The organism is Collinsella aerofaciens, from assembly GCF_002736145.1.
GTDB classification, from domain to species: domain Bacteria; phylum Actinomycetota; class Coriobacteriia; order Coriobacteriales; family Coriobacteriaceae; genus Collinsella; species Collinsella aerofaciens_A.
In genome coordinates this window covers 401955-416507 of the sequence record NZ_CP024160.1, presented here as the reverse complement: position 1 = coordinate 416507, position 14553 = coordinate 401955, and the positions used below count along the sequence as shown (strand labels likewise).

The following is a 14553-nucleotide window of genomic DNA, read 5'->3' as shown; positions in this document are numbered from 1 at the left end:
TGGTCGGGACGACAGGATTTGAACCTGCGACATCCTGCTCCCAAAGCAGGCGCGCTACCAAACTGCGCCACGTCCCGAAGGTGTTGAGCAGCTAAGGTCTAAACCTTGCGTGTCCCAAAGCGAAGGAAATTATAGGGGAGACTCCCCGCCTGTGCAAGCGCAGAAACCCTAGCTCCTCGAATGTGCGACAAACTGGCTATGAACCAGACCAATCACAAACGCGACCACAGCAACCGGCGCCCACGCAGCGCCGATATCTGCCAGCGGCAACGCATCGAACGGCAGCCACGCGCCAGCAAAGAACGCATCGCGGACCGAAGTGATTACGCTCTGCACCGCGACCACGCCGCCGACCCAGACCCACACCTGCGGATGAGCGTCGCAAAAGCCATGCACCAGGCCCATCAGTACCAGCACGATGGCGACGGGATACAAGGCGTTGAGCATGGGCACCGAGAACATAAGGATCACGTCGAGGCCCACGTTGGAAAGCACGCACGAAAACGCCGCGAACACAAAGGCGAGGATCGCGAAGGGGCGGCGCATGGCCTCCTCGGAGGCCTCCGCTCCCCCTTCAACTACGTACGTCTCACAGAAATAGCGCGCACAGCAGCTAATGAGACCGATGCACACGTTCATGCAGGCGAGGAAGAAAATCGCAAACACCACAACCGTGCCGGCAAGGCCAAAGTGCATGGAGGCCGAGCGAGCAAGGATGGCAGCGCCGTTGGTGGCGTCGGGCATCACGGTGCCGAGCTGCATACCGGCAAGGGCCAAGCCGCAATAGATGATGGCCATGAGCACGCCGGCGATCACACCGGAGCGCGAAATTTCAAAAGCGACGCGCTTGTCGTCGGTCACGCCCAGCTCGTGAATGGTCTCGGCGATGATGATGCCGAAGGCGAGCGACGCAAGCAGGTCCATGGTCTGGTAGCCGGTCAAGAAGCCTTGGACCGCAGCGCCGGCATCATAGGGAGCTTGCGGGGCAGCAGCCGGTCCCAGCGGCGAGATCACGGCGGCGCCGACAACGAGTACGATAAGCGCAATGAGCGCGGGGCCCGTAATGCGACCGAGCACGCGCGTGATGACGCCGGGGCGCAGCGTAAGTGCAAATGCGACCACGAAGAAGGCAACGGCGAAGACCAAGCGCGCGGTGCCAAGCGAGATGCCCTCGGGTAGCAACGGTACCAGCATCTCAAACGCCGTGGAGCTCGTACGCGGAATGGCAAGGCACGGGCCGATGGCCAGATACACTGCCGCAACAAAGAACTCGCCAAACTTGGGGTGCACGCGGCCGGCAAGCTCACGCGCCGTGCCGGCAAGCGCCACGGCGATAAAGCCCATGACGGGCAGGCCGATGGCGGCAATCAAAAAGCCAACCATGGCAAGCGGTGTGGCCGTGCCGGCCTGGAGCGCCAGCAACGGCGGAATAATGAGGTTGCCGGCACCAAAGAGCATCGAGAACAGGGCGATGCCGACGGTAACGACATGGTCGGAGCGCAGACCGCGCGGTGCAGATGAGGGCATAGGCACACCTTTCGGGTCGAAACAAAAACGGGACGGGCAAAATACCCGTCCCGCAAGTATAAACGCTTGAGCAGGCCAGATGGTGCAAAGTATCAATCTGGTTGCCCCTTTAGAGCCGCTACGCGTCAGAGCGACGGCGACGCAGCAGCTCGAGTCCCAGCGCGACAAGCGCAACGGCGCCCGCAGCGACGGCGACGGCCAATGGCGCACGATCGCCCGTGTCGGCGAGCTGCTGAGCGCTCGACTTGGAAGACTCCTTCTTGCCGGAGTTTTCCGTACCCGATGCCTTTGCCTTATCGACCGCAGAGTTATCCGAACTACCGGGTTTTGTCGGATCCTTTGAATCCGGCTGGTCGGAATCGGGCGTTCCGGGCTTTTCCGGCTCCGGCTTACTCGGGTTGTCGGGCTCAGGCTTATCCGGGTTATCCGGGTCCGGCTTGTCCGGCTGATCAGGCTCCGGTTTGTCGGGCTCGGGCTTGCCCGGATCAGGCTGGTCAGGCTCGGGCTTGTCCGGCTGGTCCGGGTCAGGCTGGTCCGGGTCCGGCTTGTCCGGATCGGGAACCACCGGGTCCGGGTCGACAGGCTCCCGCTTCTTCACCGTCAGCGTACCGGGCTCAACCGTGACATCGAAGTTCGGGTCGGTGACCGTCGCCTCGATCCGGTACTCGCCCGCCGGGGAACTCTCATCGGCGACGCAGGAGTACTCGACCTTCACGCCCGAGGTATCGACCGAGCTCTTTAGGCTCGAGGTAAAGGCGGGATTCATCTCTCCCTCGAAGCGTTCAACATCGTCGACCTTTACCTTGAGCTTCGCCGGCGCAATCTTGAACTTGCGCGAGGCGGCGCCGACATACCCGTTACTTCGCAGCGTGGCAACAGCGCGATACGTGCCGGCATCGGTCGGGGCCTCACTCGACGAATAGTGCGTGCCGCCCGTCCCGTAATACCTGACCCTCAGGTCACCTTCGCAGGCCTTGGGAACCCCCGTGACCTTGGGCGCTTGAGCATCACCGCTATAGACGAAGTTGCCGCCCTCAAATGCAAGCTCGACCCGCTTCGCCTGAACGACCAGAACGAAGTGCGCGGTCACGGTCTTACCCTGAGCGTCCTTGCACGTGATGTCAAAGGTAGACACTCCGGCCTTGGACGGGGTGCCCGAGAGCGTCAGACCGCCCGCCGTGCGGGTGAGTTTAAACCCGTCGGGGAGCCTAGCGTCGTCCCACGCGTACTTATACGGAGCTTCGCCACCCGCGGCACCCGCAATCGTCGCGCGATACGTGCTATGCGCGCATGCGACCGGCAGCAGACCACCGTTGAACACAAGGGCATCCCGGGGCACAACGGAAACGACAGCGCGATCGCTTTCCACCAGCGTCTCGGTACCGAGATAGCGCTGGGTGACGCGGCAGAAATACTCGCCGGCGCAATCGTCATCGAGGCCCTTGATGAGGAGCGTCTCCTCCGTCTCGCCCTCGAGCGCCACGGCCTCGCCGCCCACTATGTGGAACCACTGATAGGAAAGTTCGACATCGGCGGCAGGACCCGTGGACGAGGACGTGTGCTCGAGGACGCCCTTGCCCGCCTCGGCAGCAACCCAGAGCACAACAGCATCGCCCTCGTGGGCACTCGCGTCCTGTGGCTGCACGATCACCTTCGGAGCGTCTGCTTTCGCGAACTCGAACGTAATCTCGTGCGAAGCGGTGACGTCACTCAGCGTGACCTCGTACGCTCCGCCCTCATAGTCGGAGATATCGAGATCGATGGCCTTGTCCGAGCCGGCTTCTGTGACCGTCACCCGCTCGAGGAAGCAGCCCTCGTCGGGCATCGCCGAGAGCGTCACGTCGCCGCCGGCATCAACGGTAACGGAAACGTTGTCGACCGAACCGTTGACCGCCTTTGCCGTCACCTCAGAGCGCTCGGGCTTGTCCGGGTTATCGGGCTTGGGATCCGGATCGGGATTATCGGGATCCGGATTATCCGGGTCGGGGTTGGGACTAGGATCAGGCTGATCGGGATCCGGGTTGTCCGGATCAGGGCTATCCGGATTGTCCGGGTCCGGAACCACCGGGCCGGGATCGACGGGATCCTGCTTCTTTTTCACCGTCAGCGTTCCGGGCACGACCTCGACATCGAAGTTCGGGTCGGAGACCGTCGCGCCAATCTGGTACTTGCCAGCAGGAGAGCTCTCATCGGCATCGCAGGAGTACTCGACCTTCACACCCGAAGTGTCAACCGCACTCTCCAGGCTCGAGGTAAACGCTGGATTCGCCTCCCCCTCGAAGCGCTCGGCGTCGTCAACCTTCACCTTGAGCTTTGCCGGAGCGATCTCGAACTCGCAGGCAGCGGCACCGATGTAGCCGTGGCTGCGCAGCATGGCGACAGCGCGGTATGTGCCGGCATCGGTCGGGGCCTCCGTCGAGGAATATTGCGTGCTTCCGGTACCGAGGTACCAGACCCTAAGATCGCCCTTGCAGACCTTAGGAGCACCGGAAACTTCGGGCGCCTGCGACGCGCCATTAAAGGTAAAGTCGCCATCCGTAAACGATAGCTTTACGTGCTTTGCCTGGACAACGAGCGCAAAGCGGGCGGTCATGGCCTCGCCACGAGCATCCGTGCACGTGATATCGAAGGCGGAAACGCCCGTCTTGGACGGAACGCCCGAGAGCGTCAGGCCGCCCGAAGTACGGGAGAGCTTGAGCCCGTCGGGGAGTTTCGTCTCATCCCATGCGTACTCGTACGGAGCCTTGCCGCCCGCGGCCCCGGCAATCGTCGCGAAGTACGTGCTGTGGGCGCTCGCTGCCGGCAGCAGGTCGCCGTTAAACACAAGGGTGTCCCACGGCACGATGGAGACGGAAGCACAATCACTGTCCGCCTGCTTCTCAGTGCCAAGGTAGCGTTGAGTGATGCGGCAGAAATACTCGCCGGCCTGCTCGTCATCGAGGTCCGCGAGCGAGAGCGTCTCCCCCGTCTCGCCCTCGAGCGCCACGGCCTTGCCATTCGCCATGCGGAACCACTGGTACGAAAGCTCAATCTTAGCAGCAGGACCCGTGGACGAGGCCGCGTGGTCGACGACGTTTTTGCCTGCCTCGGCCGCAGCCGAGAGCACAGCCGAATCGCCCCCATGGACGCTCACGTCCTGCGGCTGCGCGACCACACGCGGAGCGTCCGCCTTCGCAAACTCGAACGTGACCTCCTGCGATGCGGTGACATCGCTCAGCGTGACCTCGTACGCCCCGCCCTTGTAATCAGAAATGTCGAGGTCAACGGTCGCATCCGAGCCGGCCTGCACGACCGTCACGCGCTCGAGGTAGCAGCCCTCGTCGGGCGTCGCCGAGAGGGTCGCGTCCCCGCCCTCAACAACCGAAACCAAAGCATTGTCGACCGAACCGTTGACTGCCTTCGCCGTCACCTTGTAGTGCTCGGGCTTCTTCTTGACCGTCAGCGTGCCGGGGTCGACCGCGACATCAAAGTTCGGATCGGCGACCGCCGCGTCGATCTGGTACTCACCCGCCGGCGATTTCTCATTCGCCGAGCAGAAGTACGTAACCTTTACGTCCGACGTGTCGCAACGACTCACCAAGCTGGAGGTAAACTCGGGGTTCTTCTGACCCTCAAAGCGCTCGGCATCGTCGACCTTCACCAGCAGCTGAGCCGGCGCAACAGCAACCGTCAGTTCAACGTCTTCGGCAGCAAGATAGTTACGCGAGGCAGCGGCATGGGCGACAACACGTGCCGTACCGGCGGCCTTCACCGTCGCGCAGCGTCCCTTAATCGAAACCGGGCTCGCATCGTCATCGGAATCAACCAGCTCAAAGCTCACGGGAGTCTGGGCAACGTTGTTAAACACAATGGGGTCTCCACCGTAAACACCCGAATAGCTCGTCGTTCCCGTAATGACCTGGCTTGCCTTTGCAATCGAGAACTCGGCGGACTGTTTACCCTGATAGTTGGGGGCAGTCACCTTAACCGTGACGCGGTAGTTGCCACTGTCGTACGGCTCCAGCGCCGTCGGACCATAGGACGTTCCATCTATACCGCGATAGGCAACGGAATAGGCAGACGTATCAAGACCGGCAACCGCAACCGCCGCACCGTGTCGTGCACCATCGTATGTCGCATCAGACGTCTCGATCGAAATATCGACCGGGGCCTTCTCGATCGTGAAGTCACAGGAGGAATTACCGACATATCCCTTGGCGTCGAGCGTCACCACCGCACGATACGTGCCGACATCCACCGGCGCCTGATCCGACGAGTAATGTGTGTCACCCGTGCCAACATAGGTCAGTTTGACATCGTCCTCGCAACCCTCGGGCACGCCCGAAAGCTCCGGGGCCTGCGCCGTCGCGTTGTAGGTAAAGGTCTGGCCCTCAAATGCAAGCGAGGCTTCCTTCGCCTTCACGAGCAGCGCGAAGTGTGCATCGCACTTGTCGCCCAGGTCATCGGTGCACGAAATCTTAAAGCGACAAACACCCGTAGCCGCAGGCGGCACGCCCGAGAGCACCAAGGCGCCCGATCCGTCATCTGCCAGCGTCAGCTGCATGCCCTCAGGAACCTCAACATCATCCAAGTTGTACGCATACGGTGCCTTGCCGCCCGTAGCGCCGGCAATCTCTGCACGATACTCATCGTGAGCGGTCGCCGCCGGCAGCACGCGCCCGTTAAACACAAGTGCTTCTCGGGGCGCGATGGATGCCTTCGCATGTTCGGTATCCGTCTTTATCACCGTGCCCAGGTAGTTCTGCGTAATGCGGCAGAAGTACTCGCCCTCGCCGTCGCTGTCGAGCTGGGCGATCGAAAGAGTCTCCCCCGTCTCGCTCTTCAGCGCCACCGCCTTGCCGCCATCGTCAGACACGCGATACCACTGGTAGCTCAGCTTGACGTCTGCAGCGGATCCAGAAGACACGGCCGCATGGACGCGAACGTTGCGCCCCGCCTCGGCGGCGACCGAAAGCTCAACCGGATCGCCCTCGTAAGCACTCGCATCCTGCGGCTGAGCGAGCACCTCCGGAGCCGCAGCCTTCGCGAATTCAAACGTGACCTGCTGCGGAGCACTCACGCCACTCAGTGTGACCTCGTACGCCCCACCCTTATAGTCAGAAATATCAAGGTCATAGGCATTGCCGGCCGAACCGTCATCACCCGCCTCTTCGGCAACGGTCACGCGCGTCAGGTAGCAGCCCTCATCGGGCGTCGCCGAAAGCGTCACCTTGCCATCCGTAGCGACCAAAGCAGACTCCGGAGCAACCGATCCGTTAACCGCTCGGGCCGTCACCTGGTACTTAGGCGCCTCCGCAAAGCGCGCCTCGACGGTCATATTGTCCTCGGGGACAAACGTCCAGGTAGCATCCGTGCTCAGCGGCTCATCGACCAACGACCCGTCGTCATTGCGCGCATACCACCCATCAAACACATACCCCGCATCGGGAACGGCAGTCAGGGTCGTGGACTCACCGTTCTCGACTTCGTTGGTCACGGCATAGCCCAGCGACTCGTGCGCAGACGAACCCTCGACATGTCCTCCCTGTCGCGGATCAACCGCCGTCACCGTCATCGACGCCCGCTCATAAACGGCCGTAAAAGTACGGTTGCCAAACACTACGCGGTTGATCACCGGCGTAAATCCCACAGGCATGCCGTTCTCGTCGACCCAGTATTTAAACTTCCAACCCTTATGCGGCACGGTAAACATAATCGCCGCGGAGTGGTAGGAGCCACCCGTACCGAGCGCTACCATCGAAAAGCCAGCATCCTTAGGATACGTAGCGACCTGAACATCGCAGCCCGTCTCATAGAACACGGCCGTAAGCTGCTTATTCTCCTTGGCGGTACCGATATAGAAAGCGCTGTAGCTCACCGTAACACCCGCATCGTCGACCCAATGCGAGAAGTGGTACTTCTTCCACGGGATCGCGATGGCCATAAACATGTCACCCCTGTCGTACGACCTGCTACCGGCAGGAATGCCGTCGACCAGAAGGGCCGTACCGCGGAAGATGGACGACCCCGTGACGGTAATGGTCACTTGTCCATCGGATTCGAACTGCGCGTAGTACGTTATGTCCTGCATGGCGGTCACATCGAGGGTCGTCGCGGTCTCGACAATCGAGGTGCCCTCCTTATCGGTGCTCCAGCCCACAAAGCGATAGCCCATACCGGCAACAGCGGTCAGTTCCACCTGATCGCCCACGGCAAAGCTACCGCTGCCCGTAACACGGCAGCCCCTGCTCGAGGCCCTGTTCTTCACCACGACCTCGCCCGTAACGGTCACCTCGTACGGATCGGCAAACACGGCCTGGAGCTCCAGCGTATCGTCCTCGAGCCCCTCGACCATATCCTTGTCGAGCTTAACCCAACAATGGGCGTCGCAGCTCAGCAGCGACTTGTTGCCCTCGGCATCCAGGACATACCAGCCGACAAAACGTTTGACTCCCATAGGCGTAGCGTTGAGTTCGACCGTATCACCGAATTGATAGGAGCCCTCGCCGCTCAGGGTGCCCACGCTATCGTCACTCGCGCTCAAAACGACCTGATAGGACTTAGGCGTAAAGGCCGCCGTATAGGTGGCGTCACCCGTGACCTTAACGGTATAGTCGGCGTTCTCGCTGACTGACTCGCCCTTGTCGTCCATCCAACCCGCAAACGAATACCCGGTGTTTGCGGTCGCGCGAAGCGTTGCGCGGTCGCCGGCCTCATAGCCACCAAAGCCGCTCACGGCTCCGCCCTCGGCAGGCGAAGCAACGGTATGCACGACATACGAACCCGACGCAAAGACGGCATAGAGCGACGTATCCTCACGCACGGTAAATCGATAGGTTTTCTTGGAGCTCACGCACGTGCCGTTACGGAACCAGCCCACAAAAGCCGTATCCTCGGCGGCAACCGCACGCACGGTTGCAACCTGTCCGGCGGCATACGTCCCCGCGCCCTCGACCGAGCCCATGCTCTCTTCGCACGAGACGTCCACCGCATATTGTTTTGCCGAGAACACGGCCTGGAGCGTCGTGTCGGACGTCGGCACCACGTGATAGGTGCTGTCACGGCTTACCACGGCGCCCGAAGCATCGGCCCAATACTCAAACGCATAGCCCGAAAGCGCATGCGCGGTCAGCGTGGCGGCATGCCCCGCCTCGACGGTGCCTGCGCCCTCGACCCAGCCGGCGACGCTCGATTCGACCAGCGAACCGGTGCCGGAATCGACTACCGCCGTGGCGTCGACTTCATAGCTTTTCGCCATAAAGCGAGCGACGTGCACATGGCCGCGCTCCTGATGGCAGGTGAACTCCGCATCGGCAGACTCAAACGAGCCGTCGGCCGTATACCAACCAGTAAAGACATAACCGGGATTGGGCGTCGCCTTCAGGGCAACCTCCGCGCCGCGGTCGGCAAGGATTCGGCTCGCCTTGACGGTGCCGCCCTCCGCAGGATCGGCGAGGGGCACGCAGACGGTATCGATAGGCACAAAGGCCGCGGTAATAACACAGTGCCCAGTTTTGCCGCGAGCTTTGGCAACCAACGTGGTCTCATGCTTAAGGCTCTTCAGGCGCCCGTTGACGTACCAACCCCAGAACAAATAGCCAGGATGAGCCTTGGCCGTCAGATGAAGGGTCTCCCCCAATTTGAACTTATCGGTCGCAGGCTTCACCACGGCCCCATTGCACGTCACGGTACCGCCGAGCCACGAATCGGCCGTGACCATGACCTCGGGCTTTGAGTCGGTAAAGATCGCGGTATAGGTATCGCTCTTGGTAACCTTAACGGCCAGCTCGGCAGATTCGTACTCCTTACCGGAGCCGTCCTTCCAATGGTCAAAACGATAGCCGTCGTTGGCCTTTGCCTTGAGCATCACCGTATCGCCGTATCCACAGGTAACAGAAGACGCCCCCGGGTGGCCCTCGATCTCAACCGTACCGCGCTCCACAAAGGTCTTTTTTGCCTTCGCCGTCACGGTATACGTGTTTTCCTCAAACACCGCGCGCACGGTGCATTCCACGTCCTCGGGATAGAACTCGAGGTAGCTGGGGTCGGTGCCCAAAAGCAGGTCCGTCTTGGCGTCGTACCAGCCCTTAAAGGTAAATTGTTTGCTCGCCTCGGCCGTGAGCTCTATGCTCAGCGTGGCAGGCTCGCCCTTCATGCAGTAGCCCTCGCCGTGTACCATATATTTGCCCGCCATGGCCGCGGCAGGCTCAACTACGACATCCACCTTGCAGGCGCGCGTAAACTTCGCTTGGATCACGCAGTCGGTAATGGGCTCAAAGGTATAGGAACGCTCACTCGACACCAGCGTCGACGTGGTATCCGAGCCACCATTGCTCAGATACCAACCGTCAAAGATATAGCCCTCAGATGGCGTGGCCTCCGCGGTCACGCGCTCGCCCTCGGGAACCTCGAGGACCATGCCAGCAGTCTCGCCGCGCTTCAGTGCAACGGTGCCGCCCTCGAGCGGGTCAGCCTCGGTACGCACGGTATGCGTATCTCTGCCGTCCATTACGGCCTCAATTCGGGCATTCCCGTTAACGCGGTATTCGCAAACTTCCTGCTTGTTGGCAATCGTGATGCCCTGCGCATCGGTTTCGCGCCACTCCACAAACCGGTACGTTTTCTCCGGATTGTCGGGGCGCACCTTGGGACGCATCGTAAACGTAAGGATATCGCCATCCTTCGCGCGAACCTTGCCGTCCACGACCGGCACGCCGTCGCACAGCACCTCCGCGCTGTCGAAGGGATCGGCATTCACCAGGATGGTCTTATCCGCCTTGCGGAAGCGCGCAACCAGATGGCGGTCGACCTCGGCCTTAAAGATATACGTACGCTCAAGCGAAACCTCGATGCCGTCCTCAAACCATCCCACAAAGGCATAATCGGGACCCTCGCTCGCGGTAACCATAGCCTGATCGCCATGCGTAATGCTCTGCTTTACGGGGCTCGCGGTGCAGCCTGTCGAAAAATCGGCCTGAATGCCATCGGCTTCGGCAACTGCCGTAACCTCGACTTTTTTCTCAAAGACGGCCGTCATCTTAACAACCTCGGGCGTCAGGTCCGTGATCGTCATCGTCTTGAGAGGAGATGTCGAGACCTCGACGCCGTTCTCTTTCCAACATACGAAGCGATAGCCGGGATTTGCGACAGCCTCGAGCGTGGCGACCGTCCCCTCATAGTGGATACCGCCGCCGGTAACGACACCGCCTACCTCGGGCTGTGCGGTGGCAATAATTTCGATCTTATGGTCACCATGAGGCTTGGGCTTCTTGTGGTCGTCGATGATGTCCTTAATCTCCTTGAGCACCTTGGTGCCCACAGCGGCAACATCCTCAATGTTGTCGGCCATACCGATCTCAATCACCGCGTCGGCCGCGATGGGGTCGACAATCTCGCCCAGGCCATACATGGTGGCGAGAACGGCCGCAGCCGTAATCGCGGCGATGAGCGCGGCCTTCAGCGCCGCGAGTGACTCGTCGGGGTCAGTCGCCTCCCGGAAATGCGCGGTGTACTGCACATCTCCCTCGAGCACAAACGTGTAGGACGGACCATCGTCGCCGGAATAGACAACGTTACCGAGGGCATCGGTCGCATAGTCAAACACATAACCGGGCGACGGGACGGCCACGACCGTGACGCGCGACCCGATACCGTAAAGACCGGTGGAAAGGAACTGCCCGAGCGGCTGCCCGTTCTCATCGAGCCCATCCACACTCAGCACAACGCTCGCCTGCGGAGCGCAGTATCGCGGAGTGATCTCGATCCTAGCGTCAGTCTTGTCCTCGGACACAATCGCGTCCGCCTTGTCCACCGTATAGGTAAAGTCGAGCTGATCGCTCGCGGCGTACGCATCATCGCCCTCGCCCAGATACCAGCCCAGAAACAGGGCGTTATCCGTGACGGCGGAAACCTCAACCGTCTCGCCGGCATTGCGATAGCAGTTTTGGGCGGTAACACTCAGGTGCGCATAGTCCTGCGACGAATCGGTCGCCTGCGCATCGTTGACATGCACCGCATAGTCCCTGAGCTTAAAGCGAGCCTCCAGGGACAGATCCTTATCCGGCGTAAACGTGTAGACCGTCTCTTTGGAGATGTACTTGCCGGACTCGGTGTCATACCAGCCCTTAAAGGTAAGGTTGTCGTTGAGCATCCCCAAAGCACCGGCATCGAGCGTGACCTCGGCGCCCGCATCGATCGTCGTCGCGCCGGAAACATCGGGCAGCTCAACGCCGTCCATCAGTTTGCGTTCGCCTTTATCGATCGTTTGGGCATAGGAGATCTGGAACGACGTCGGCTCAGGCTTCTTAAGCTGTAGCGTGCCCTTGGTCTGGGTTTCAAAATGTGAATAGCCGTCGTCATACACGAGCTTTACGGGTTGTCCGTCCATCGACTCGTCGAAGACGTCGCCGTCACAGGGAGCTGCCGTTAGGTACTCACCCAGTTCTTCCTTTATGAGGGCTTCGTAGTTCCAAATCGATACCGAATGCGGATAATCGAGCTCGACGCTCATGCCCTCGAGCGAAATGGTGTCCCCCGGCTCATAGGTCATGTTGTTGGGATCGCAGGAGATCTCAACGTTCTTGAGCACCTTGCCCACCGGGACGGGTAGACAGCCGTTGCACCTCTCCCAAACAGCCTTGGACTCTCCCTTGCTGTACTTCGGAATCATCTTGGCAGGGACCATGACGGTCATGTTGCGCTTGGGGAACGTGTCGGTATTAATGAGCACCGCATGGTTGCACCCAAAGAACACGGTCTCGAGGTTGGTGCTATAAAACGCCTTTTCCGGCAACTCCTCGATCTTGGAGTTATATGGCAGCGTCAGCCCGCCGTTCAAGTCGGTGCCGTAGAAGCAGGTGTGGCCAAGCGTTTCGACCGTTGTGTTGCTCTCGAGCCCGGTGGTAGCAAGGTTCGAGCAGAACCTGAACGCGCAAACGCCAATCGATGTAATGGAGGTATTCTTGTCCAGGCCGGTATCGGTCAGAGCCTTGCAGCCTTCGTAGGCGCTGTCGGGAATCGATGTGAGGCCGACAACCTTGTCGAGCCCCGTGGACACCAGCCCACTGTCGGCAAACGCGGCATAGTCCATCGAGCCAATGGTAGTAGTCTCGCTGATGTTCAGGCTCGCAAGCGACTCGCAGCCATAGAACGCCTCTTTTCCGATGGTGCCGATGGTCATACCGGAAAGGCTGATATCGGTGAGATTCGGGCAGTTATAGAAGGCGTGCAATCCGATTTTGGAAATGGAGCTATTCTCAAAGCGCACCGAGCGCAGATTGGTAGAGTCGGCGCAGAGCTGTGCGTCGACTTCATCAACCCCGTAATCGACAATCAAATTCGTTACCATTCGACCATCGACAGAGTTCTCGCGCGGGTTGTTTCCATCGATTTCTACCGTAAGATTTCCGTTTGCATCGCACGGATACAGATAGTAGTTGGGCATGAGCTTGGCATACTCGTAGGCCGCCTGCTGCAGGTTGCCCTTGCTGTACGCGACAAGGCGCGTGTAGCCATCGTCATACACCAGCTGTATGGGTTCTCCATCCATCGACTCGTCGAAGACATCACCATCGCAGGGGGTCGCCGTAAGGTATTCGCCGAGTTCGTCCTTTATGAGCGCTTCGTAGTCGCTATCCATCGTCGAATGAGGATATTGAAACGTGACGCTCATGCCCTCGAGCGAAATGGTGTCACCCTGCCGATAGGCCATCTTGTCGGGATCACGCGAGACCTTAATCTTCTGAAGCATCTTGCCCACGGGGACGGGCAGGCTGCCATTGCAACTCTCCCAAACCTCTTTGGGGCGACCGCTTGCGTATTGCGAAACCATCTTGGCAGGGACCATGACAGTCATGTTTTGCTTGGGGAACGTGGTGGAATTAATGAGCACCACATGGTCGCATCCAAAGTACACGGTTTCGAGCTTAGAGCCATAGAACGCACGACTCGGCAGTTCCTCGATCTTGGAATAAAGGGGCAGCGTCAGCCCGCCGCTCATATTGGTCCCGGAGAAACAACCTTCGCGGAGCGTCTTGATCGTCGTATTGTTCTCGAGTCCCGTCGTCGCAAGGCGAGAGCAGTTTTTGAACGCATTAACGCCGATTGATGTGATGGATGTGTTCCCGCCCAGACCGGTATCGGTCAGAGCGCTGCAGGCATTATAAGCGTTCTCAGGAATCGAACTGAGACCAACGACCTTGTCGAGACCCGTAGACCGCAGCCCGCTCCAGGCAAACGCGGCATCGCCCATAGAGCCGATGGTAGCAACGTCATTAATGTTCAGGCTCGTAAGCGATCCGCACCCAGAAAACGCCTCTGTTCCGATGCCCCCAATGGTCATACCGGAAAAGCTGATATCGGCGAGATTGGAGCACCCAGAAAAGGCGTGCAGTCCAATTGAAGAAATAGAGCTGTTCTCAAAACGCACCGAACGCAAATTGGAGGAATACTCACAAATATATCCGGGGACCCCATCCACTCCGTAATCAACGATCAGGTTGGTCACCAATTTACCATCGACAGAGTTCTCATACGGGTCGTTTCCATCAATTTCTACCGTAACGCTTCCGCCAGCATCACACGGATACACATAGCCGTTCGGCATAAGCTTGGCATACTCACAGACCGTTGGGTCCTCATACACGAGGGGATCGACTTCGCTGTCATCGGACGAGGGTTCCGCCGTGGCAACCAAGCTCTTTGCTGCATCAGAATCGGTCGCGGAGCTCGAAAGGTCTTGGGCCAAGCTCGACGTGGAAGTGCTGGTATCCGAGCTGGACGATTCGTCCTGAGCGTTATTCGTTTGGTCGGAAGTTGTGGATGAGCTGCCCTCGCCCGAAGACGACGCGTTATCGACCGCACCGACATCAGCGTCAGAGCTCGAGTCGGTCTCTTGGGCCTCGCTCTCGACGGCAAGCGCCCCGGCATCATCGGCATAGGCTGTGCTGGGAGCAAGGGGTATCGAGGTCACGACCATCGCGACCGAAAGATAGACGACTAAAAACCTATAGAGGGCAGCAGTGATCCTGTTCATAGGAACCTTCCCGC

The 14553-nt window shown here is 59.9% G+C and carries 2 protein-coding genes and 1 tRNA gene; all 3 read right to left on the bottom strand.

Annotated features, from left to right (window positions below; all coding sequences use genetic code 11):
• Window positions 1-77, bottom strand: a tRNA-Pro gene (locus tag CSV91_RS01835).
• A 91-nt stretch (window positions 78-168) separates the two neighbouring features.
• The gene (gene brnQ / locus CSV91_RS01830; RefSeq protein WP_099431568.1) at window positions 169-1527 is read right to left on the bottom strand and encodes a branched-chain amino acid transport system II carrier protein; all 1359 of its coding nucleotides are present in this window, start codon (window positions 1525-1527) and stop codon (window positions 169-171) included.
• A gap of 118 nt (window positions 1528-1645) precedes the next feature.
• Window positions 1646-14539, bottom strand: a complete 12894-nt coding sequence (locus CSV91_RS01825) for an InlB B-repeat-containing protein (RefSeq protein ID WP_099431567.1) — start codon at window positions 14537-14539, stop codon at window positions 1646-1648.
• Between the last annotated feature and the right edge of the window lie 14 nt (window positions 14540-14553).

Bases quoted from the DNA above. Each gene is read 5' to 3' on its own strand.
- brnQ (WP_099431568.1), bottom strand. From the start codon at position 1,527: ATGCCCTCATCTGCACCGCGCGGTCTGCGCTCCGACCATGTCGTTACC.
- CSV91_RS01825 (WP_099431567.1), bottom strand. From the start codon at position 14,539: ATGAACAGGATCACTGCTGCCCTCTATAGGTTTTTAGTCGTCTATCTT.